The organism is Actinoallomurus purpureus, from assembly GCF_024055795.1.
Taxonomy (GTDB): domain Bacteria; phylum Actinomycetota; class Actinomycetes; order Streptosporangiales; family Streptosporangiaceae; genus Actinoallomurus; species Actinoallomurus purpureus.
This window is the reverse complement of the sequence record NZ_JAMXMY010000044.1, coordinates 1-21364: the sequence shown is the minus strand read 5'-3', so window position 1 is coordinate 21364 and position 21364 is coordinate 1. Positions and strand designations below refer to the sequence as shown.

21 protein-coding genes are annotated in these 21364 nt (G+C 71.2%); 6 read left to right on the top strand and 15 right to left on the bottom strand.

Annotated features, from left to right (window positions below; all coding sequences use genetic code 11):
• Positions 1-256 precede the first annotated feature (256 nt).
• From NE236_RS42795 to NE236_RS42750, 10 genes are all read right to left on the bottom strand, one after another.
• Complete coding sequence (locus tag NE236_RS42795; protein ID WP_252848057.1) at positions 257-568, bottom strand: DUF2469 domain-containing protein; 312 nt, start codon at positions 566-568, stop codon at positions 257-259.
• A gap of 27 nt (positions 569-595) precedes the next feature.
• Positions 596-1357: a ribonuclease HII gene (locus NE236_RS42790; RefSeq protein ID WP_308209226.1), complete on the bottom strand. Its 762-nt coding sequence runs from the start codon at positions 1355-1357 to the stop codon at positions 596-598.
• 75 nt (positions 1358-1432) lie between these two features.
• Positions 1433-2479, bottom strand: a complete 1047-nt coding sequence (lepB, locus tag NE236_RS42785) for a signal peptidase I (RefSeq protein WP_252848056.1) — start codon at positions 2477-2479, stop codon at positions 1433-1435.
• Positions 2480-2627: 148 nt separating this feature from the next.
• Complete coding sequence (gene rplS, locus NE236_RS42780) at positions 2628-2978, bottom strand: 50S ribosomal protein L19 (RefSeq protein WP_252848055.1); 351 nt, start codon at positions 2976-2978, stop codon at positions 2628-2630.
• Positions 2979-3084: 106 nt separating this feature from the next.
• Complete coding sequence (trmD, locus tag NE236_RS42775; RefSeq protein ID WP_252848054.1) at positions 3085-3858, bottom strand: tRNA (guanosine(37)-N1)-methyltransferase TrmD; 774 nt, start codon at positions 3856-3858, stop codon at positions 3085-3087.
• 66 nt (positions 3859-3924) lie between these two features.
• Positions 3925-4425 (bottom strand): ribosome maturation factor RimM, encoded by a 501-nt coding sequence (gene rimM, locus NE236_RS42770; protein WP_252848053.1) that lies wholly within the window; start codon positions 4423-4425, stop codon positions 3925-3927.
• A 55-nt stretch (positions 4426-4480) separates the two neighbouring features.
• On the bottom strand, positions 4481-4723 hold the full coding sequence (locus NE236_RS42765; RefSeq protein ID WP_252776333.1) for an RNA-binding protein: 243 nt from the start codon (positions 4721-4723) through the stop codon (positions 4481-4483).
• A 1-nt stretch (position 4724) separates the two neighbouring features.
• A complete protein-coding gene (gene rpsP, locus NE236_RS42760; RefSeq protein WP_252848052.1) occupies positions 4725-5192 on the bottom strand; it encodes a 30S ribosomal protein S16 in 468 nt (155 codons plus the stop codon).
• A 179-nt stretch (positions 5193-5371) separates the two neighbouring features.
• Positions 5372-5650, bottom strand: coding sequence for a hypothetical protein (locus tag NE236_RS42755; protein ID WP_252848051.1), 279 nt, complete (start codon positions 5648-5650; stop codon positions 5372-5374).
• 48 nt (positions 5651-5698) lie between these two features.
• The gene (locus tag NE236_RS42750) at positions 5699-6610 is read right to left on the bottom strand and encodes a LysR substrate-binding domain-containing protein (RefSeq protein WP_252848050.1); all 912 of its coding nucleotides are present in this window, start codon (positions 6608-6610) and stop codon (positions 5699-5701) included.
• Positions 6611-6721: 111 nt separating this feature from the next.
• Between NE236_RS42750 and kdgD the strand changes: the two genes are divergently transcribed.
• The 5 genes from kdgD to NE236_RS42725 all read left to right on the top strand — a co-directional run bounded on the left by kdgD (position 6722) and on the right by NE236_RS42725 (position 11058).
• A complete protein-coding gene (gene kdgD / locus NE236_RS42745; protein WP_252848049.1) occupies positions 6722-7633 on the top strand; it encodes a 5-dehydro-4-deoxyglucarate dehydratase in 912 nt (303 codons plus the stop codon).
• Between the two features lie 3 nt (positions 7634-7636).
• Positions 7637-9241, top strand: coding sequence for an aldehyde dehydrogenase (NADP(+)) (locus NE236_RS42740; RefSeq protein WP_252848048.1), 1605 nt, complete (start codon positions 7637-7639; stop codon positions 9239-9241).
• A gap of 95 nt (positions 9242-9336) precedes the next feature.
• Positions 9337-9528, top strand: a complete 192-nt coding sequence (locus tag NE236_RS42735) for a hypothetical protein (protein ID WP_252848047.1) — start codon at positions 9337-9339, stop codon at positions 9526-9528.
• A gap of 43 nt (positions 9529-9571) precedes the next feature.
• The gene (locus NE236_RS42730; RefSeq protein WP_252848063.1) at positions 9572-10729 is read left to right on the top strand and encodes an L-talarate/galactarate dehydratase; all 1158 of its coding nucleotides are present in this window, start codon (positions 9572-9574) and stop codon (positions 10727-10729) included.
• Between the two features lie 176 nt (positions 10730-10905).
• The gene (locus NE236_RS42725; RefSeq protein ID WP_252848046.1) at positions 10906-11058 is read left to right on the top strand and encodes a hypothetical protein; all 153 of its coding nucleotides are present in this window, start codon (positions 10906-10908) and stop codon (positions 11056-11058) included.
• Between the two features lie 122 nt (positions 11059-11180).
• Here NE236_RS42725 and ffh read toward each other — a convergent pair whose 3' ends face one another.
• A complete protein-coding gene (gene ffh, locus NE236_RS42720) occupies positions 11181-12734 on the bottom strand; it encodes a signal recognition particle protein (protein ID WP_252848045.1) in 1554 nt (517 codons plus the stop codon).
• Positions 12735-12983: 249 nt separating this feature from the next.
• Here ffh and NE236_RS42715 point away from each other — a divergent pair, with 249 nt between their 5' ends.
• On the top strand, positions 12984-14639 hold the full coding sequence (locus NE236_RS42715; protein WP_252848044.1) for an acetolactate synthase large subunit: 1656 nt from the start codon (positions 12984-12986) through the stop codon (positions 14637-14639).
• 240 nt (positions 14640-14879) lie between these two features.
• Here the strand turns inward: NE236_RS42715 and NE236_RS42710 are convergent, their stop codons facing one another.
• From NE236_RS42710 to NE236_RS42695, 4 genes are all read right to left on the bottom strand, one after another.
• On the bottom strand, positions 14880-16289 hold the full coding sequence (locus NE236_RS42710) for a hypothetical protein (protein ID WP_252848043.1): 1410 nt from the start codon (positions 16287-16289) through the stop codon (positions 14880-14882).
• A gap of 97 nt (positions 16290-16386) precedes the next feature.
• A complete protein-coding gene (locus tag NE236_RS42705) occupies positions 16387-19068 on the bottom strand; it encodes a [protein-PII] uridylyltransferase (RefSeq protein ID WP_252848042.1) in 2682 nt (893 codons plus the stop codon).
• Between the two features lie 2 nt (positions 19069-19070).
• On the bottom strand, positions 19071-19409 hold the full coding sequence (locus tag NE236_RS42700) for a P-II family nitrogen regulator (RefSeq protein ID WP_252776317.1): 339 nt from the start codon (positions 19407-19409) through the stop codon (positions 19071-19073).
• A complete protein-coding gene (locus NE236_RS42695; RefSeq protein WP_372494540.1) occupies positions 19406-20848 on the bottom strand; it encodes an ammonium transporter in 1443 nt (480 codons plus the stop codon). Before NE236_RS42695 ends, NE236_RS42700 begins: the two co-directional genes overlap by 4 nt.
• Between the last annotated feature and the right edge of the window lie 516 nt (positions 20849-21364).

Below are 21364 nucleotides of genomic sequence, written 5' to 3'. Positions count from 1 at the left end.
GTCTTCGGCGTCTTCGGCGTCTTCGGCCTGATAGTTCCGGCGGCTCCGGCCCGGCGTCCCATAACTCCGGCGGCTCCGCACGATGCGCACGGGTCACGGCCTCGGCGGGACCGCGGCGCGGGCCGGTCCCGGGGGCGGCGAGGTGGGATCGCCATGTCGGATCCGGGCCGCCTGGACGCCGGACGCTCCCGCAGCCGCCCGGGGAACATGAGAGGGCGGGCGGCACCGTGTGCCGCCCACCCCGCGTCGCCGCACGTCAGCTGTTGGGCAGTTCCAGGTCGCTCTTGGCGAGTTCCTCGACGTTGACGTCCTTGAACGTCACGACCCGAACGTTCTTCACGAAGCGCGCAGGGCGGTACATGTCCCAGACCCACGCGTCCTGCATCGTCACTTCGAAGAAGGTCTCGCCGTTGTCGGTGCTGCGCACCTGCAGATCGACGGTATTGGTGAGATAGAACCGGCGCTCGGTCTCGACGACGTACGTGAACAGGCCGACGACATCTCGGTATTCGCGGTAGAGCTGGAGCTCCATCTCGGTCTCGTACTTCTCGAGGTCTTCTGCGCTCATACTCGCGTTCCCTCCCCGAACCACGGCTCAGGCGACGTCCGCCTGGTCGGCGGTGTCCTCATAGTGTGACGCCTCCCAATCGATCTCCCCAGTGTCTGAGGCGTCGTTTTCCGGCCCCGCCTCCGCCGCGGCCACCCGGGCCACGTTGACGAAGGAGAGCCGATGTTCAGGACAAGGTCCATGCTCCTCCAACGCCGCGGCGTGCGCACGGGTGACGTACCCCTTGTGAACGCCGAAACCGTACATCGGATAACCCTCGTGCAGCTCCGTCATGATCCGGTCCCGGGTCACCTTCGCCACGATCGACGCCGCGGCGACGCATGCCGCCACTTGATCGCCCTTGGGCACCGGGAGCGCCGGTGAGCAGATGCCCGGCACCCGGAAGCCATCCGTCAGGACGTAACCGGGGTCCACGCTGAGACCCGCGAGTGCCCGCCGCATCCCGGCGATGTTGCAGCGGTGCAGACCGATCCGATCGATCTCCCCGCACGGCACGACGAGGGCGTGCCACGCCATGGCCCTCGTCGTGATCTGGTCGTACAGGCGCTCCCTGCGCGCGGCGGTGAGCAGCTTGGAATCGGCGAGCCCCTCGATCCGGCCACGACGCTCCGGCCCGAGGATCACTGCCGCGACGACCAGCGGCCCGGCGCACGCGCCGCGCCCGGCCTCGTCGACCCCGGCGACCGGTCCGAGACCGGAGCGTTCCAGCACCCGCTCGTACGCGTACATGCCGACGTCCCGTCGAGGGGTGAGACCACGAGGACGGTGGGCTCGGACATCGATGTACACATCAGGCAGGGTACGTCGCGCGAGGGCGCAATCGGGCCGGAACGCCGCGTGCGACGGGCGTATCCGCGCGACCGATCATCCCGTGGCGCGCCGGAGGCGGCGACGGCCGCCGCGCGCGGACGACCCGGTGCGACGGCGGCGTCTGCGCAGCAAGGTCACCGGGACCGCTCCGGCGAAACCGAGCGCCAGCGGGACGGCGGGCAGCGCGTCGTTCGCGAGTGCCAGCCCCGGCTGGCCGAACGTCTTCGGGATCGGCAGCGTCTTGACGCGTGTGACGGGCCAGACGACGACGAACGCCCTGCCGACCACGCGGCTCTCGGGGATCGTGCCGCCGCCGGGGTCGCCCAGATGACCGCGGGAGTCGTAGGACACCTCACGGTGGTCGCCCATCACCCAGAGCCGGCCCGGCGGCACGGTGACCTTGAACCTGGCGTCGGAGGGCTTGTTCTGCTCGTGGGTCACCGGGTCGGTGTAGAGGTACGACGTCTCTTCGAGCGGGTGACCGTTGACGCTGACGCGGCCCTGGGCGTCGCAGCAGACCACGTGGTCGCCGGGCACGCCGATGACCCGCTTGATGTAGTCCTTCTCGCCCGGGACCACCCCGAACGCGCTGCCGATGGCGCGCAGGACCTTCGACACGGGGTTGCTCGGCTGCGAGTACTGGACCTCCGGGTCCCAGGAGTCCAGGCCGTTGAACACGACGACGTCACCGCGCTTGATGTCGCGCGTGTGGTAGACGATCTTGTTGACCAGGACCCGGTCGCCGACCTTGAGCGTGTTCTCCATCGACTGCGACGGGATGTAGAACGCCTGGACCGCGAACGCCTTGATGACCATGGCGAGAGCGAGGGCGACCACGATCAGGATTGGCAGCTCCTTCCAGAAGGAGCCCTGCTTCTTCTTCCGCGAGCCCTTGCCGTCGCCGGAGGAGTCCTCGTCGTCCGATCCGGAGTCTCCGGGGCCCGAGGCTCCCGATGCGCCGGCCTGCCCGGTCGCCGATCGTTCGTCTCCCGGCTCCGGATCGTCAGAGCGCGCGCCCGCCCGGCCGTTCTGCGATGCCTCATGGCGCGTGTCACCGGCGGTGGCCGCGGGCTCGCGCAGGCCCTGCTCGTCGTCAGTCATCAGGGGAAGCCTAATGCCCTGAAGCCCCCGGCGGCGGCCAACGTCAGCGTGTCGTCTGCTGAGCACATGGAAATCCCCAGAGGGAGCAACGACAGACCCCGGCACGCCGATGTGGCGTGCCGGGGTCGAAGTCGGAAGTGACGCCCGCTCAGTTGTCGCGCTTCTCCTTGATGCGGGCGGCCTTGCCGCGCAGCTCGCGGAGGTAGTAGAGCTTGGCGCGCCGGACGTCACCGCGGGTGACGACCTCGATCTTGTCGATCGACGGGCTGTTGAGCGGGAACGTGCGCTCCACGCCGACGCTGTAGCTCACCTTGCGGACGGTGAAGGTCTCGCGGGCGCCGCCGCCCTGGCGCCGGATGACCACACCCTGGAAGACCTGGATGCGGCTCCGGTTGCCCTCGGTCACGCGCACGTGAACCTTGAGCGTGTCGCCCGGGCGGAAGTCCGGTACGTCAGACCGCATCGCGGCCTTCTCGATCTCCTGGATCAGGGTGTGCATGACTGCGGTTCCTCGTGGTGAAAACGCGCGCGACCAAGGACGCCGACGCGTGATGCGATCTTCTGGAAGTCTGAACACGCCCAGCGTCAAACGCCGGGGTGACGTCTCAGTGTGCCATACGTTCGGCGTCAACCGGAAAACCGGCGTCCGTGAGGGCCTGCCGGTCGGCCTCGTCCAGCGGGTTGCGGCCGACCAACTCGGGTCGTCTCAGGGCGGTACGCCGCAGCGCCTGATCACGCCGCCATCGGGCGATCGCGGCATGGTTTCCCGACATCAGCACCTCGGGGACGTCGCGTCCGCGCCACGTGGCCGGCTTGGTGTAGACGGGGCCCTCGAGCAGGGCCTCCATCCGCCCCGGCGCGAAGGAGTCGTCGCTCACCGAGTCGGCGTTGCCGAGTACGCCGGGCAGCAGGCGGGTGACGGCCTCGACGATCACGAGGACCGCCACCTCGCCTCCGGCCAGGACGTAGTCGCCGATACTGACCTCGTCGACCGGCATGCGTTCGCGGGCGTCCTCGATGACGCGGGCGTCGATCCCCTCGTACCGCCCGCACGCGAACACCAGCCGGGGCTCGGCGGCGTACTCGACGGCGAGTTCCTGGGTGAAGGGACGCCCGCTCGGCGTCGGGACGATGAGGCGGGCCTGCGACGGAGGAGGCACCACGGCGTCCAGCGCCTCGCCCCACGGCTCCGGTTTCATCACCATGCCGGGTCCGCCGCCGTACGGGGTGTCGTCGACGGTGCGGTGCCGGTCGTACGCCCAGTCACGAAGATCGTGCACATGTACGTCGACATCACCGCGCCGCCGTGCCTTGCCCAGGAGGGAGACGTCGAGCGGGGCGAAGTACTCGGGAAAGATCGTGACGATGTCGAGTCTCATGCGCGCTCCGTGGGTCCTGTGTTCAGTGTGCGCGCCGGCGGTGGGCCGCGCGAACGCCGGCGGGCCTCACTCGAGCAGGCCGGGCGGGGGGTCGATGACGATCCGCCCGCCGGGCAGGTCCACCTCGGGCACGATGGCGTGGACGAACGGCACGAGCGTGTCGCCGGCGGGACGCCGGATGACCAGGAGGTCCTGACCGAGGTGCTCGACGTCCACGACCTGGCCGACCTCGGTCCCGTCGGTGGTCACCGCGACCAGACCGATGAGCTCCTGGTCGTGGAACTCGTCCGGATCGTCACTGGGCAGGATGTCGGCGGAGTCGACGAGCAGCAGGGCGCCGCGCAGCGTCTCCGCGGCCGTGCGGTCGTCGACGCCGGCGAAACGCACGAGGAGGCGACCGGTGTGCGGGCGTACGGACTCGATCGTCAGCGGGCCGAGGCGGGCCGGGTCGGTGACGAGCGATGACCCTGGCGCGAACCGTGCGCCAGGGTCATCGGTGCTCGTCTCGACGCTGACCTCTCCGCGGACACCGTGAGCCCGGCCGATACGGCCGACGGCGAGCAGCATCAAGCCGCTCCGCCGGCGGTCGGGCCGCTCCGGCGAAGAAGGACGGCCGGGAGCACTATCGGGCCTCGTTGAGGTCGAGAAGGTCGACACGGATGTACCGGCCGCCGGCGAGGGCACCGATGACGGTGCGCAGGGCCTTGGCCGTACGGCCGTTGCGGCCGATGACCTTGCCGAGGTCGTCGGGGTGCACGCGCACCTCGAGGACCCTGCCGTTGCGGAGCCGGCGCGCGCGCACCCGGACGTCGTCCGGGTGCTCCACAATTCCGCGCACCAGGTGCTCGAGCGCCTCCTCGAGCACCTTAGGCCTCGCTCTTGGCTTCGGAGGTCTCCTCGGTCGGCGCCGACTCCTCCGCCTCGCTCTTGGCTTTCTTCGGCTCGGCCTTCTTCTTGGACTTCGGCGTGGTCGCCTTGCCCTCGGCCTCGTCCAGGGTCTCCTTGACGGCGGCCTGGAAGATCTCCTGCCGGCTGGCCTTGGGCTCGGCGACCCTCAGCGTGCCCTCCGCGCCCGGCTCGCCCTTGAACTTCTGCCAGTCGCCGGTGACCTTGAGGATCGACAGGACCGGCTCGGTCGGCTGGGCGCCCACGCCCAGCCAGTACTGCACCCGCTCGGAGTCGACCTCGATGAGCGAGGGCTCCTCCTTCGGGTGGTATTTGCCGATCTCCTCGATCGCGCGCCCGTCACGCTTGGTGCGGGAGTCGGCGACGACGATCCGGTAGTACGGAGCCCGGATCTTCCCCAGACGCTTGAGCTTGATCTTGACTGCCACGAGTGTGGTGTTCTCCGATTCGAAATGGATGAGCGGATGGGCACCGGGTGGGGACCGGAGCCGCCGCTCGGATGGACACCGGCGCGCACAGGTGAGAGAGGGCCCTGCCCGGTCCGGTTTTCCAGCCTGCCATTCTGCCAGACGATGACGGTGAAGTGGCAATCGATCACTCGGACGTGTCAGCGCGTCGGTTCGGTGGCCTCCACGCGGGAGGGGCCGGCCGCCAGGTCGAGGTCCTCGAGGCCGAGGCGCCGGATGTCGCGGACGATGACAAGGTGGCTCGCCACCGCCATGACGGCGCTCACACCCATGAATACCAGGGCCAGGCCGAAGCCGCCGGTCGTGTCGATGAGGTATCCGATGATGATCGGGGTGGTGATGCCGGCCAGACTGTCGAAGGCGTTGAACACACCGCCGCCGAGCCCGGCGATCTCCTTGGGCGCGGCGTCGGCCGCCACCGCCCATCCGAGGGCGCCAAGACTTTTGCCGAAAAATGACAGGGCCGATCAATCGGCATCGCGCGGGGTCGGCGGGTCATCGCGCCACAGACGTGCGAGAAGGGGACGCAGCGCCGGGTTGTCGTTGTTCTTCCGCCAGGCCAGGCTGAGTTCGACCGGGGCGGGGTCGGACAGCTCGACGGGGCGGAACACCACGGCGTCCGGCCGCAGCCGCCGCGCCGCCGCCGGCACGAGCGCCACGCCCCATCCGCCGCCGACCAGGCCGAGGATGCTGTGCACCTGGCTGAGGTACTGCGCGAACACGGGGGCGACCCCGGCCTCCCGGAAGACGCTGATCAGCAACTCGTGGAAGTACCGCGCCTCGATCGGCGAGTACATGATGAACCGCTGTCCGTCGAAGTCGGCGACGCGCGGGGGCTGCTCCCGCTCGGCCAGCGGATGCCCCGCGGGCAGCGCGGCGACCAGCGACTCGCGTATCACCAGGCGCGAGTCGAGGTCGGGCCGGGTCACCGGGGGCCGGACCATGCCGAGATCGAGCGTGCCCTCGGAGATCGCCTCCAGCTGGTCCATGGTCACCATCTCGCGCAGGACCACCTCGACGCGCGGCAGCGCCTCCTGCGCCGCCTGGAGCAGAACCCCGAGGGCGGTGTAGGCGCTCGCGGCCGTGAAGCCGACGGTGATGCTGCCGGCCTCGCCGGCCGACACCTGACGGGCGGCCAGCGCCGCGTGCTCGGCCTGCCGGATGAGCCGGCGGGCCTCGACGAGGAAGGCCCGGCCGGCGCGCGTGAGCTCGACCGACCGGTTGGTGCGGTTGAACAGCAGGACGCCGAGTTCGGTCTCCAGCAGCTGGATCTGCCGGCTCAACGGGGGCTGGGTCATCCGCAGGCGGGCGGCCGCCCTGCCGAAGTGGAGCTCCTCCGCGACGGCGATGAACCCCGTCAGCTGGGACAGCGTGAACATCGATACCTCGATTGAATCAATGAATGCAGTTTTTGAGTTGGACGTGGATCAGTCGCGCATCTTAACGTCGTCTCACGTACCGCACCCACGAGCGAAGGAGCCCCGAACGACATGGGCCAGCACTCCCCCCGTGAGGTCGCCCGACGGTTGGGTTCCGGCCTGTTGTCGTTCCCGGTCACGCACTTCCGCGAGGACCTCTCCTTCGACGAGGCGGCGTACCGCGAGAACATCGGGCGGCTCGGCGAGTACCCCGCCGCCGGCCTGTTCGCCGCCGGGGGCACCGGCGAGTTCTTCTCCCTCACCCCCGCCGAGGTCGAGCAGGTCGTCACCGCCGCCGTCGAAGAGGCACGCGGCACCCCGGTGATCGCCCCGGCCGGGTACGGCACGGCGATCGCCGTCGAACTCGCCCGCAGCGCCGAGCGGGCCGGTGCGCAGGGCCTCCTGCTCCTGCCGCCGTACCTCACCGAGTCGGCGCAGGCGGGACTGGCCGCGCACGTCCGCGCGGTCTGCGCGGCCACCGACCTCGGCGTGATCATTTACAGCCGGGGCAACGCCGTCTACCAGGACACCACGGTCGCCGAGCTGGCCGACGACTGCCCCAACCTCGTGGGGTTCAAGGACGGGGTCGGCGACCTGGAGCTGATGACGCGGATCCACACCCGGCTCGGCGACCGCCTCACCTACATCGGCGGGCTGCCCACGGCGGAGACCTTCGCCCTGCCGTACCTCGAGCTCGGCGTGACCACCTACTCCTCGGCCCTCTTCAACTTCGTCCCCGAGTTCGCGCTGGACTTCTACGACGCCGTCCGCACGCGCGACCGGGATCGGGTACGCCGTCACCTGGACGAATTCGTCCTGCCGTACTGTGCGATCCGTAATCGTCGTCCCGGGTACGCGGTGAGCATCGTCAAGGCGGGCATGAAGGCCGTCGGCCGGCCCGCCGGTCCGGTCCGCCCCCCGCTGACCGATCTCGACGACCGCGAGTTCGCGGAGCTCGCGACCCTCGTGAAGAAGGTGAACTGACCGATGACCGTGCAGGATGCGACGGCGTCCGGGCCGACCGGACATCAGTTGATCGGCGCGCAGGACGTCCCCGGTACGGGTGAGGAGTTCCACGCCGTCGCCCCCCGCAGCGGCGAACGCCTGGATCCGGCGTACCGCTTCGGCGTGGAGGCGGACGTCGATCGCGCCGCCGCCCTCGCGTGGGAGGCGTTCGGCACGTACCGCGAGACCGACCGGGAGACCCGGGCCGCGTTCCTCGAGAGCGCCGCCGACCGGATCGACGGCCTGGGCACGACGCTGACCGACCGGGTGACGGCCGAGACCGGCATCCCGGAGGCCCGCGTCAGGGGCGAGCTGGCCCGCACCACCAACCAGCTGCGGCTGTTCGCCCGTGTCGTACGGGAGGGCGGCTGGCTCGGCGCCCGCATCGACCCGGCGATCCCCGACCGTACGCCGCTCCCCCGCCCCGACCTGCGGCAGCGGCAGATCCCGCTGGGGCCGGTCGCGGTGTTCGCCGCGAGCAACTTCCCCCTGGCATTCTCCGTCGCGGGCGGGGACACCGCGTCCGCACTCGCCGCCGGCGCCCCCGTGGTCGTCAAGGCGCATCCCTTCCACCCCGGCACCTCGGAGCTGGTCGGCCGGGCGATCCAGGCGGCGGTCGCCGAGCACGGGCTGCCAGAGGGGACGTTCTCGCTGCTGCACGGTGGCCGCGAGCTGGGAGTGGCGCTCGTGACCGACCCCCGGATCAGGGCCGTCGGCTTCACCGGCTCCCGGCAGGGCGGGCTCGCGCTCGTCGCGGCCGCCGCCGCCCGTCCCGTCCCGATCCCGGTCTACGCCGAGATGTCCAGCGTCAACCCGGTCTTCCTGCTCCCCGGCGCGCTCCGGGACAAGGCCAAGGACCTCGGCCCGGCGTACGTCGCCTCGCTGACCACCGGCGTCGGCCAGTTGTGCACCAGCCCCGGCCTGGTCTTCGCGGTCGAGGGCGACGGGCTGGACGCCTTCATCGAGTCGGCGGCCGCGGCGCTTCAGGAGACCGCGGCGGCCCCCATGCTGAACCCGGGCATCCAGCAGGCGTACGACTCCGGCGTCCAGCGACTCGGGGGGCTCGACGCCGTGACCGAGCTGGCGCGCGGCGGCACCGATCCGGCGATCGCCTGCGGCGGACGCGCCGCGCTGTTCGTCACCGACGGGGCCGCCTTCCTGGCGGATCCGGCGCTCCAGGAGGAGGTCTTCGGCGCCGCGTCGATCGTCGTACGGGTGCGGGACCAGGCTCAGCTCCTGGAGATCGCGGAGTCCCTGGAGGGCCAGCTGACGGCCACCGTCCACGCCACCCTGGACGACCACGGACCGGCCGCCGAACTGCTGCCGCGGCTCGAGCTGATCGCCGGGCGCGTCGTGTTCAACGGCTGGCCCACCGGGGTCGAGGTCGGGCACGCCGTGGTGCACGGCGGTCCCTTCCCCGCCACCTCCGCTCCGGCCACCACGTCGGTCGGCAGCAGGGCGATCGAGCGGTTCCTGCGGCCGGTCAGCTACCAGGACGTCCCGGCGGACCTGCTGCCCGCCGAACTACGCGACGGCAACCCGCTGGGCATCTGGCGGCGCGTCGATGGCGAACTCGGCCGCGACTGAGCGACGCCGAGTCGTCCCGGGACGGCTCCACGCGCCGAACGCGGACCCCGCCACCCCGACACCGGGTCCGCACGGGACGGCTCGACGCGCCCAGCGTGGACCGCCCCGCCACCCCGACACCGGTCCGCACGGGACGGCTCCACCCGCTCAACCTGGACCGCCCCGGCACCGACACCGGGCCCGCCCAGGCGGGCTCCGCACACCCGGCGCGGACGCCCCTGCGCTCCCTGCACCGGGTCCGCATGGTCCCGCGCGACGGGCGCGGGGCCGCCCCGGCCCGCCCCTGACACCACCCGAGGAGTTCTCGTGCCCACCCCAACGGCAGACGCGATGCCCGCCGCCTTCCAGGCCGGCGAGGCGACGCTTGATCGGATCTCCTGGATCCGGCTGTCCTCGGTCACCCTGCCGCTCGCGACGCCGATCAGTGACGCCAAGGTCCTGACCGGCAGGCAGCGGCCGATGACGGAGGTCGCCTTCCTGTTCGCCGAGATCGGCACCGAGGACGGGCATGAGGGCATCGGGTTCGGCTATTCCAAGCGCGCGGGTGGACCCGGTCAGTTCGCGCACGCCGAAGAGATCGCCCCCGGCCTCATCGGCGAGGATCCCAGCGACATCGGCAAGATCTGGACCAAGCTCGTCTGGGCGGGCGCGTCCGTCGGCCGCAGCGGCCTGTCCACCCAGGCCATCGCCGCGATCGACGTCGCGCTGTGGGACCTGAAGGCCAAGCGGGCGAACCTCCCTCTGGCCAAGCTGCTCGGCGCGCACCGCGACTCCGTCCGTTGCTACAACACGTCCGGCGGATTCCTGCACACGCCCATCGAACAGGTGCTGGAGAACGCCGACGCCTCGCTGGCCCGCGGCATCGGCGGTATCAAGATCAAGGTCGGCCAGCCCGAGAGCTCCCTCGACCTGAAGCGCCTCGAGGCCGTCCGCGAGCACCTCGGCGACGACGTGCCGCTGATGGTCGACGCGAACCAGCAGTGGGACCGGCCGACCGCCCAGCGGATCGGCCGCGCGCTGGAGAGGTTCGGCCTGGTGTGGATCGAGGAACCGCTCGACGCGTACGACGCGGAGGGCCACGCGGCGCTCGCCAGGTCGCTCGACACGCCCATCGCCACCGGCGAGATGCTCACCAGCGTCGCGGAGCACTGGGAGCTGATCCGGCTCGACGCCGCCGACGTCATCCAGCCGGACGCCCCGAGGATCGGCGGCATCACCCAGTTCCTGAAGCTCGCCGCGCTGGCCGATCACCGGCACCTGCAGCTCGCGCCGCACTTCGCGATGGAGATCCACCTCCATCTGGCGGCGGCGTACCCGCACGAGCCGTGGGTGGAGCACTTCGAGTGGCTGGAACCACTGTTCAACGAGCGGCTGGAGATCCGTGACGGCCGGATGCACGTGTCCGCGAGGCCGGGACTCGGCTTCACGTTGAGCGACCAGGCCCGCGCCTGGACGGTCGCCCAGGCGGAGTTCGGAAAACGACCCTGATCGTCTCCTCGCGCGCGGCGCAGCCGGCTCCTCCCAGCGCACCCGTCCCCGCCGGACACTGAGGGGCGGCCGGACGTGGGGCGGACCGAAGACTCGGTGAAAGCTCTCGGCGACCCCCGCCGAACAGGCGCGCAATGGGGCGAGTCCGGCCGCCCTCGCCGCGTTACCCGAGCCCTGTGCTCAGGGGTTTCCGGGAGTCCGACCGGCGGGAGTCCGACCGGCGGGAGCCCGGGCGGCGGGAGCCCGGGCGGCGGGAGCCCGACCTGCGGGAGTCCGACCTGCGGGAGTCCGGGCGGCGGATCAGCGGTGCCGGCCCGTCACGCCGATGACGCTCGCCGGGCCGGCCCGTGCCGCACGGACGGCGAACCCGACGGGGCGGGACCCGCACGCCGAGGTCGTCAAGGCCCTCCGTGCTCGGCACGGCGGCCTGGACGACCTCGGACGGCTGGAACTACTTCTTCTTGCCCTGCAGCTTGGACAGGTCGGGCATCTGGAAACCGGGCGGCAGTTGCCCCGGCAGCCCTCCCCCGAGACCCGGGGGGAGGCCCTGCGGCGCGCCGTCCGGCTGCGGCGCCTTGGTGCCGGTCGCCTCCTGGGCGCGCTTGCGCGGGTCGCCGCTGCGCTGCTTGCCCTTGCCCTTGTTCTTCTTGGCGGCCGCCTTGACCTGCTTGCGCCGGGTGCCCGGCATGCCGGGGATGCCCATGCCGCCCGCCATCTGACGCATCATCTTCTGGGCGTCGAAGAACCGGGTGACGAGGTTGTTGACCTCGGTGACGGACACGCCGGAGCCGCCCGCGATGCGCGCCCGCCGCGAACCGTTGAGGATCTTGGGGTTCCGTCGCTCGTCGGGCGTCATCGAGTTGATGATGCCGCCGATCCGGTCGAGGTCACGGTCGTCGATCTGGTCGAGCTGCTGCCGCATCTGCCCCATGCCCGGCATCATGCCGAGGAGGTTCTTGATCGGGCCGAGCTTGCGGATCATCTGCATCTGCTCGAGGAAGTCCTCCAGGGAGAAGTCCTCACCCGAGGCGAACTTCGACGCCATCTTCTCGGTCTGCTCGGCGTCGAAGTTCTTCTCCGCTATCTCGATCAGGGTGAGGATGTCACCCATGTCGAGGATGCGGCCCGCCATGCGCTCGGGGTGGAAGACGTCGAAGTCCTCGAGCTTCTCACCGGTGGACGCGAACATGATCGGCCGACCGGTGATGTGCCGGACCGACAGGGCCGCGCCACCGCGGGCGTCACCGTCGAGCTTGGTGAGCACCACGCCGTCGAAGCCGACGCCGTCGATGAACGCCTGCGCGGTCGTGACGGCGTCCTGACCGATCATCGCGTCGACGACGAAGAGGATCTCGTCGGGGCGGACCGCGTCGCGGATGTCGGCCGCCTGGCGCATCATCTCCTCGTCGATGCCGAGGCGGCCCGCGGTGTCGATGATGACCACGTCGTGCTGGGCACGCTTGGCGTGCTCGATCGACTGCCGGGCGACCTCGACGGGGTCGCCGGCGCCGTTACCCGGCTCGGGGGCGTACACCGCGGTGGCCGCCCGCTCGCCGAGGACCTGCAGCTGCTGCACGGCGTTGGGCCGCTGGAGGTCGGCGGCGACGAGCAGCGGCGCGTGCCCCTCGCTCTTGAGCCAGCGCGCCAGTTTGCCCGCCAGGGTGGTCTTACCAGAGCCCTGCAGGCCCGCGAGCATGATCACGGTCGGCGGGGTCTTGGCGAACCGCACATGGCGTGTCTCGCCGCCGAGGATGTTGACGAGCTCCTCGTTGACGATCTTGACGACCTGCTGGGCGGGGTTCAGCGCCTGGGAGACCTCAACGCCGCGGGCCCGCTCTTTGATCTGCGCGATGAAGTCCTTGACGACGGGCAGCGCCACGTCGGCCTCGAGCAGCGCGACGCGAATCTCGCGCGCCGTCGCGTCGATGTCGGCCTCGGACAGCTTGCCCTTGCCGCGCAGCGAGGAGAAGACCGTAGTCAGACGGTCGGAAAGTGTCTCGAACACGTGTCTGAACCAGTCCTAGGGTGCTTCGGGGATCGACCCTCAACACTATCCGCTCGGCGACCGTCGGGTGCCGACCACCACCGATCACTGTGACATGAGGTTCGCGATGTCGCCAGAGACGGTCGGCACGCGGCGACGGCGATCCCGCGGCTCCGGACGTGCGATCGGCCACATCGCGGAATGACGCGCCGATCCGCAGGCTTCCCCAAATTAGGTGAATACGCTCGTCAAATGGGGAGGAAGTCCGTCATGGACACGCAGGTGGAGGCCGCACGACTCCTGGTCCAGTGCCTGGAGGCGGAAGGCGTCCAGTACGTCTTCGGCATCCCGGGCGAGGAGAACATCCACTTCGTCGACGCTCTGAACGAATCCTCGATCCGGTACATCCTCGTACGCCACGAGCAGGGCGCCGCGTTCATGGCGGAGATCTACGGACGGCTGACCGGCCGCGCCGGCGTGGCCTCGGCGACGCTCGGACCCGGCGCCATCAACCTGCAGCTCGGGGTCGCCGACGCGACGACCAACAGCACCCCGGTCGTCGCCATCTCCGCGCAGGTCGGCCTGGACCGCATCTACAAAGAGTCGCATCAGATCATCGACCTCGTGTCGCTGTTCCGGCCGATCACCAAGTGGTCCGACATGGCGCCGACGCCGGAGGCCCTGCCGGAGATGGTCCGCAAGGCGTTCAAGACGGCGCAGACCGAGCGGCCCGGCGCGGTCTACCTGGCGATCCCCGAGGACGTCGAGGCCGCGAAGGCCGACGCGTCCCTCAAACCACTGCCCGTCAACATCGTGCAGCCGAACGAGCCCTCCCCCTCGCAGGTCGCACGCGCCGCCGACGTCATAGCGCTGTCCCGGCAGCCCATCGTGCTGGCCGGCCACGGCGCGACGCGGGACCGCGCGAGCCACGAGCTGATCCGTCTCTCCGAACGACTCGGGGTCCCGGTCGCGACGACGTTCAACGGCAAGGGCGTCTTCCCCGACGACCACGACCACGCGCTCGGCACGGTCGGCTTCATGCGCCGCGACTACGTCAACTTCGGCTTCGACGAGGCCGACGTGCTCATCTGCGTCGGGTACGAGCTCCAGGAGTTCGACCCGGTGAAGATCAACCCGCACGGCGACAAGAAGATCGTTCACATTCACCGGTTCCCGGCAGAGGTGGACGACCACTACTCCGTCGAGGTGGGCATCCAGGGCGACATCTCCCACAGTCTCCGGGCGCTCACCGACGCCGTTCACCGCCGCTTCGACGTCCGCGGCACCGGCGAGAAGATCCGCCGGATGCTGCACGAGGAGCTCGACCGCGGCCGCGTCGAGGACCGGTTCCCCATGTCCCCGCGCCGGATCGTCACCGACACCCGGGAGGCCATGGGCCGCCAGGACATCGTCCTGGCCGACACCGGCGCGGTGAAGATGTGGATGGCGCGGATGTACCCGACCTACGAGCCGAACACGCTGCTCGTGTCCAACGGCCTGTCGTCGATGGGCTTCTCGGTGCCGGGCGCGATCGCGGCCAAACTCGCCTTCCCCGACCGGCGGGTCCTGGCCGCGACCGGCGACGGCGCGTTCCTCATGAACTCCCAGGAGCTGGAGACGGCGATCCGCGAGAACGTCCCGATCACCGTGCTGATCTGGGAGGACAAGGCGTACGGGCTGATCGAGTGGAAGATGGACCTGGAGATGGGCCGCGACTCGAACGTCGAGTTCGGCAACCCGGACTTCGTGAAGTACGCCGAGAGCTTCGGGGCCCGCGGCTATCGGGTCGAGTCGGCGGACGCGCTGCTGCCGACGCTGCGCCAGGCCCTCGAGGAGGAGACCGTGTCGGTGATCACCGTTCCGGTCGACTATTCGGAGAACCTCCAGCTCACCTCGAAGCTCGGCGAGCTCACCGACCCGTTCTGAACCGCCCCGCCACCGTCTCGTTGACTTCGGGAAAATCGCCCTTTCATCGCCCCATGGAACGGCGATTTCCCCAAGGTCAACGGAAGACGAGAGCGACCGACCCGGTACGGGCGGCCACGCGCCGGCCGATCCTGGGAGGTGCGAGGCCCCGGCGAGGCGGCCCCTGGGGACGGCGCCCGGCGGGCGTGCCCCGGCGCGACCTGGATCGGTTCGGGGGCACGCCCGCTCGGCGGGCCCGCCTCAGCGGGCGGTGGCCCCGGCCGTGTACAGGACGGCGGTCGGGTTCTGCCCGGTGAGGGTCGCGGGCGTGGGCCCGGAGACGAACGACGGTCCGGGCAGGTCGTTTCGGCCGAGGAAGAACGCCCGGTTGATCGCCTGAACCTTGATCGTCGCGCCGGTGTCCCTGCTCGTGGCGGGCACCCGGATGCCGGTGATCTCGGCGATGTCGGACGGCTTCGTCCCCGGCGGGAGCTGCACCGTCGTGGCCGCGGGCACGTCCCGGTTGATGGACCGGTCCGGGAACAGGTGGTCCGAGCGGTACAGCGTCGGGTCGCCCTTGAGCCGTACACCGATGGAAAGGCCCACCCAGTCGGTGCCGTTCGGCGGGTCGAGGGTCTGCTTGCGGACGACGAGGTAGAGGTAGTCGCGGGGGTCGGCGATGAGGGTCTGGGACGTGGTGGGCGGGTCCGCCGCCACCCGCCCCTCGCGGCGCGCCTCCGCCGCCGCCACCCAGTACGTCCACGGGTTGCGGTCCATGATCTGCTCGCGGGCCTCCGTCGCCGCGTCGAGCGTCTGCGCCGTGGACAGGGAGAACCGCATCGGGTCGTCGACCTTGTCGCAGATGTTGTTGTTGAGCGTGCAGGTCTGCAGAAGCGGGTGGTCGCCCTCGTAGGTACCCGCGAACGCCTGCGTGACGTGGTTCGGCGCCTGGAAGACGGCGGTGCCGGGCACGCGCCTTCCCCGCGCGTCGACCTCCACCTGGTAGATCCACTCGATGTCGGTCGTACGGCCCCAGCGCGCCATGAGCTGCGGCGTGGACGTGCCGCCGTCCTCGTTGCTCCAGATGTAGGAGAACGTCAGCAGCCGGTGCCCTGGCGTCGTGGCCGGGACGTCCTCGTGCCAGGCGACCAGTGGGGTGTCGGTGGCGGCGTTCTGGAACGGGCCGGTGGAGGTGCCCCCGGCGCCGGTGCGGCCGTACAGGACGGGCGCGTGGGCCAGGTCGGTGTACGCCGGCGATCCGGCACCGGCGGTGCGGAACTCCAGGCCGCTCACCCGTACGCTCCGGCCCGCCGAACGGTCGGCGGCCAGCCGGAGCCGCAGCGTGTGACGGCCGGCCGGGAGATGTCCGAGGGCGAACTCCCGCTTGATCGGGAACGCGGCGGGGACCACGTCGTCGGTGGCGTAGCGGCCGTCGACGAACAGCGACAGGACGGCCGACTCGCGGCCTTTGACGGCCCAGGACACGCCCGGGGCCGCGGCGGTCACGGCGGCGAGCACCTCGCCGGCGTGACGGGTCTGGAAGGTGACCGTCCGGTCGTGGCCGCCGTCGACGGCGAGGACGCCGGCGGCATGGGCGGGCGTCGCCGCACCCCCGGCCACGGCGAGGACGAGGACCGGCGCGGCCGCGCGGGCGAGCAGGATGTTGGGCACGAGACCTCCTGGGTGTCTACGACCCCAGCAGCCTCATGGTCACCATCACCACCGTCAATGCACTGCACGGGCATTTCCGGTGATCTTCATCCGATCGTCAGCGCACGACCTCGAGGACGCTGCGGCGGATGACCTCCCGCAGCGCGTGGTCGGCGAGCGGGTGTCCCTCGCCGTCGACGATGTAGAAGACGTCGACGGCCTCCGCGCCCAGCGTCCCCACCCGGGCGGCGCGCACCTGGACGCCACAGGAGCCGAGGGCATGCCCGATCCGCCACAGCAGGCCGGGCCGGTCGTGGGCGCGCACCTCCATGACCGTGGCGGTGTTCGAGGCGTCGTCGATGAGGGTGACGCGCGGGGGAGGCACCGCGACCCCCTTGCGGGGACGGTACGACCGGGCGCGGCGCTCCAGCCGGGCGGCGACGTCGAGGCGCCCGGCGAGGACGCGGCGCAGGTCGGCCTCGAGCGCGGCGGGGTCGGGGCCGGAGCCGTACTCGGGAACGGCGATGAACTCCAGCACGGCCGTGTCCGCGTCCGTACGACCGCCGTCACCGTCCTGCGCGCGTGCGACGCCGCCACCGTCCTGCGCGTGTCCGACGCCGCCACCGTCCTGCGCGTGTCCGACGCCGCCACCGTCCTGCGCGTGTCCGACGCCGCCACCGTCCTGCGCGTGTCCGACGCCGCCGCCATCCTGCGCGTGTCCGACGCCGCCACCGTCCTGCGCGTGTCCGACGCCGCCGCCATCCTGCGCGTGTCCGACGCCGCCGCCATCCTGCGCGTGTCCGACGCCGCCGCCATCCTGCGCGCGTGCGACGCCGCCACCGTCCTGCGCGTGCGCGACGCGGCCACCGTCACCGTCCCGCCCATTCGCGACACGGCCGCTGTGCCTGTTCTGGGCGTGGGCGGCCGTCGCCCAGGACACCGTACGGGCTCCGCGGACGGCGAGGCGGTGCAGCGCGAGCACACCTGCCGCCTGCCAGAGCAGGCCGGGGCGGTCCGGTGCGACCATCGTGATCCGTGAGCCGCTTACGCGCACGGCGCCGCCGCCGTGGCGGGCGAGGGCGAGCTGCTCGGGGGTCGGGTCGGGCGCCACGGGCGGCGGCGCGCCGGAGAGCACCGCGGCGACGCGGCGGGCCAGCTCGGCGACGAGACGGGCCTTCCACGCGCCCCACGCCGCGGGTCCGGTCGCCTGCCCGTCGGCGATGGCGAGGGCGGCGAGCGTCTCGAGCACGACTGGATCGCCGACGATCCCCGCGACCGTCTCGATGGTGACCGGATCGTCGAGGTCGCGTCGCGTCGCGGTCTCCGGCAGCAGGAGATGGTGGCGGACGACCGCCTCCAGCACCCGCACGTCGCCGGCGTCGAAGCCGAGACGCCGGCCGAGGTCGCGGGCCATCACCGCGCCGGTACGGGAGTGGTCGCCGGGCCAGCCCTTGCCGATGTCGTGCAGCAGGGCCCCGACCAGCAGGAGGTCCGGCCGGGCGACGTCGCGGGTGTGCGCGGCGGCGCGGGCGGCCGTCTCCACGAGGTGCCGGTCCACGGTGAAGGTGTGCACGGGGTTGCGCTGGGGACGGTTGCGGACGCGCTCCCAGTCGGGCAGGAGACGGACGATCAGGCCCGCCTGGTCGAGCGCCTCCCACACGCCGATCGCGGGCGGACCGGCGCCGAGCAGGGTCACGAGCGCGTCCCGCGCGTCGCGCGGCCAGGGATCGGGAAGCGGCGCCGCCTCCTTCGCCAGCCGCTCGACGGTCGCGATCGCGAGGGGCAGGCCCGCCTGCGCGGCCGCGGCGGCGGCGCGGAGCACGAGCACCGGGTCCTTGCCGGCGTCGGCGCCGAGTGCGAGGACGACCTCGCCGTCCTGTTCGACGACCCCGTCGGCGAGCGGCCTGCGGGCCGGACGGCCGGGCGGGGAGCAGAAGCGGGCCACCGTCCGCCACACGTGGTCGGTGGCGTAGGTGATGGTGCGGGCAGCCTCGGCGACGGCGCGCAGCAGCGCGTGCGCGTCCAGCAGGCCCAGAGCGCCCGCGATGGAGTCCTGCTCCTGGAGCACGAGGCGGTCGCCCCCGCGTCCGGTGTGCTCGTGCAGCGCGTGCCGGACGTCCAGGATCAGGTCGTACGCCTCCCGCACCCGGGTCGTCGGACCGGGGGCCACCCAGGCCGCCGCGACCGCATGGATCGCGTGGACGTCGCGCAGCCCGCCGTGCGACTCCTTCAGGTCGGGTTCGAGCAGGAAGGCGAGCTCGCCGTAGCGGCTCCAGCGCGACCGGGCCATCTCCCGCAGCTCCGGCAGCCGCCGGCGGGCGTCGGCCCGCCAGTCCGCCAGGACCGCCTCGCGCAGCTCCCGTGTCAGGGCCGGGTCACCGGCGACGTGACGGGCGGAGATCAGGCCCAGGGCCGCCTTCATGTCCTCGCGGGCGACGGCGCGTCCCTCCTCGGGCGTGCGCACCGAGTGGTCGAGGCGCTGCCCGGAGTCCCAGATGGGGTACCAGACGCGGTCGGCGAGGGCGGAGATGTCCGGACGGCCTCGGTGCAGGAGGACCAGGTCCAGATCGCCGCCCGGGGTGAGCTCCTCGCGTCCGTGGCTGCCCACGGCGACCAGCGCCACATCGGCCTCGGCTCCGAGCAGGCGGGCGAGCTCGCGGTCCAGTTCCCGGGCGCGCCCGGCCCGTGCCGCCCCGAGCGCGGCGCGGGCTTCGGCGGTCGCGGAGGTCCTGGAGACGGCACGGCCCGGCGGGGCGACCTCGCCCGCCGGGCCGTGCGTTCCCCCGATCACGTCCGCCACGCTTACAGCGCCTCCGGCCCGGTCTCTCCGGTGCGGACGCGGACGACGGTGTCCACCGGGACCGACCAGACCTTGCCGTCACCGATCTTGCCGGTCTGGGCGGCCTTGACGATCACGTCGACGATGTCGTCGGCGTCCTCGTCGTCGACGAGGACCTCGACACGGAGCTTGGGAACAAGGTCGACCTTGTACTCCGCGCCGCGGTAGACCTCGGTGTGCCCACGCTGGCGGCCGTACCCGCTGGCCTCGCTGACCGTGAGGCCGTGCACCCCGAACGTCTCCAGCGCCGCCTTGACGTCGTCCAGCTTGAAGGGCTTGATCACCGCGGTGACGAGTTTCATGCCTCCGCCTCCACCTTCTTGTCGCCCGATTCCGCCGGCGGCTTGCCGCCGTTGGATCCCGCCTCATCTCCCGCGGCCGGCCTCGCGGCACCGGGCGCGGTGAGAGTCGCCAGGATGCCCGATCCACCGCCGGATCCGCCGTGCGGGGTGCCGATCTCGTACGCGGTCTCGGCGTGGACGGCGAGGTCGATGCCGGACACCTCGTCCTCCTCGCTGACGCGCAGGCCCATGAACTTGTCGAGGATCTTGGCGATGACCCAGGTGATGGCGAAGGAGTACACGCCGACCAGCACCACGCCGATCGCCTGCTTGCCGAGCTGGGTGAGGCCTCCGCCGTACAGCAGGCCGGCCGGGCCGTCGCCCTTGGCCGGGGTGAGGATGCCGGTCACGGTCGGGGTGGCGAGGAAGCCGATGAGCAGGGCGCCGGTCGCGCCGCCGACCGCGTGCACGCCCACGACGTCCAGCGAGTCGTCGAAGCCGAACTTCGTCTTCAGGCCGACGGCGAGCGAGCACAGGGCACCGGCGATGACGCCGACGACGATCGCGCCGACCGGGTTGACCGCGGCACAGGCCGGAGTGATCGCCACCAGGCCGGCGACGGCGCCGGAGGCCATGCCGAGCGCGGTCGACTTGCCGTAGCGGATCCTCTCCGTGACGATCCAGCCGAGCGCCGCCGCGGCCGTCGCGACCTGGGTGTTGACGAAGGCCACGGACGCCTGGGCGTTGGCCGCCAGCGCGGACCCGGCGTTGAAGCCGAACCAGCCGAACCACAGCAGGCCGGCGCCGAGCAGCACGAAGGGGACGTTGTGCGGCCGCATCGCCTCCCTGGGCCAGCCGACGCGCTTGCCGACCACCAACGCCAGGGCGAGGCCGGCCATACCGGCGTTGAGGTGGACCGCGGTGCCGCCGGCGAAGTCGAGCGCGCCGATGTGGTCGGCGAGGAAGCCGCCGTCCTTGGTCGTCGTCGTGTCACCGAAGAAGAACACCCAGTGGGCGACCGGGAAGTAGACGACCGTCGCCCAGATGGCGACGAACACGCACCAGGCGCCGAACTTGACCCGGTCGGCGACGGCGCCGCTGATGAGGGCCGGCGTGATGATCGCGAACATCAGCTGGAACGCCACGAACGCCAGCTCGGGCGAGGTGCCGGAGGCGGAGATCAGGGTGTCCTTGAGACCGATCTTGCCCAGGCCGCCGATGATCCCGTAGTTCCCCACGTCCTTGGCGAACGCGAGGGAGTAGCCGTAGAAGACCCACAGGATGCTGACGATGCCGATGGTGGCGAAGTTCATCATCAGCATGTTCAGGACGCTCTTCGACCGGACCATGCCGCCGTAGAAGAATGCGAGGCCGGGGGTCATGAGAAGGACGAGAGCGGAACTCGCGAGCAACCAGGCGGTGTCGCCCGAATTCATGAGTTTGAGAACGTCCGGCGGCATGCGGGCCGTCCCTTCGGTGAGGTGGTCGATACTGCTCTGGAGCTTCGAGCAGCGCGGTTTCACCTACGGGGCATGAGTGTTTCGGCGGTGTGAAACCCTGCAGCCGGATGTTTCAGGTGTGTTTCGGTTTTCTCATCCAAAATGGCCGTAACGCGTCAAAAATATGATCACAGCCGTCACGTCTGTCGCTCCATCCCGTCGAGCCCCCCTGGCACGGCATGGCCGGGCATCGCGCTGGACCGGGGAGTCGCCGCGCGGGAGGCGGCGCGCATACGCTGTGACCTGGGGTCCTCTAACCAAAACGACGCGATCGCGCCGGATGGCCCCAAGGCGATGTGATGACGGGGGTATCCGAGACCGTACGGCCCGGACAGATCCACGGGGTCCCGGCCGAGGTGACGAGTTTCGTGGGACGTCGGCACGAAGTGGCCGAGGTCAAACGCCTCCTGTCCCACTCACGCCTCGTCACCCTCACCGGAGTCGGCGGCGGCGGCAAAACACGCCTCGCCACCCACG

What these genes read in the sequence shown, in the direction of transcription:
- NE236_RS42750 (WP_252848050.1), bottom strand. Translation starts at nt 6,610, where the DNA reads ATGTTCACGCTGTCCCAGCTGACGGGGTTCATCGCCGTCGCGGAGGAG.
- trmD (WP_252848054.1), bottom strand. Translation starts at nt 3,858, where the DNA reads ATGAGACTCGACATCGTCACGATCTTTCCCGAGTACTTCGCCCCGCTC.
- lepB (WP_252848056.1), bottom strand. Translation starts at nt 2,479, where the DNA reads ATGACTGACGACGAGCAGGGCCTGCGCGAGCCCGCGGCCACCGCCGGT.
- rimM (WP_252848053.1), bottom strand. Translation starts at nt 4,425, where the DNA reads ATGCTGCTCGCCGTCGGCCGTATCGGCCGGGCTCACGGTGTCCGCGGA.
- NE236_RS42695 (WP_372494540.1), bottom strand. Translation starts at nt 20,848, where the DNA reads ATGCCGCCGGACGTTCTCAAACTCATGAATTCGGGCGACACCGCCTGG.
- NE236_RS42740 (WP_252848048.1), top strand. Translation starts at nt 7,637, where the DNA reads ATGACCGTGCAGGATGCGACGGCGTCCGGGCCGACCGGACATCAGTTG.
- NE236_RS42795 (WP_252848057.1), bottom strand. Translation starts at nt 568, where the DNA reads ATGAGCGCAGAAGACCTCGAGAAGTACGAGACCGAGATGGAGCTCCAG.
- NE236_RS42730 (WP_252848063.1), top strand. Translation starts at nt 9,572, where the DNA reads ATGCCCGCCGCCTTCCAGGCCGGCGAGGCGACGCTTGATCGGATCTCC.
- kdgD (WP_252848049.1), top strand. Translation starts at nt 6,722, where the DNA reads ATGGGCCAGCACTCCCCCCGTGAGGTCGCCCGACGGTTGGGTTCCGGC.
- rplS (WP_252848055.1), bottom strand. Translation starts at nt 2,978, where the DNA reads ATGCACACCCTGATCCAGGAGATCGAGAAGGCCGCGATGCGGTCTGAC.
- NE236_RS42715 (WP_252848044.1), top strand. Translation starts at nt 12,984, where the DNA reads ATGGACACGCAGGTGGAGGCCGCACGACTCCTGGTCCAGTGCCTGGAG.
- NE236_RS42700 (WP_252776317.1), bottom strand. Translation starts at nt 19,409, where the DNA reads ATGAAACTCGTCACCGCGGTGATCAAGCCCTTCAAGCTGGACGACGTC.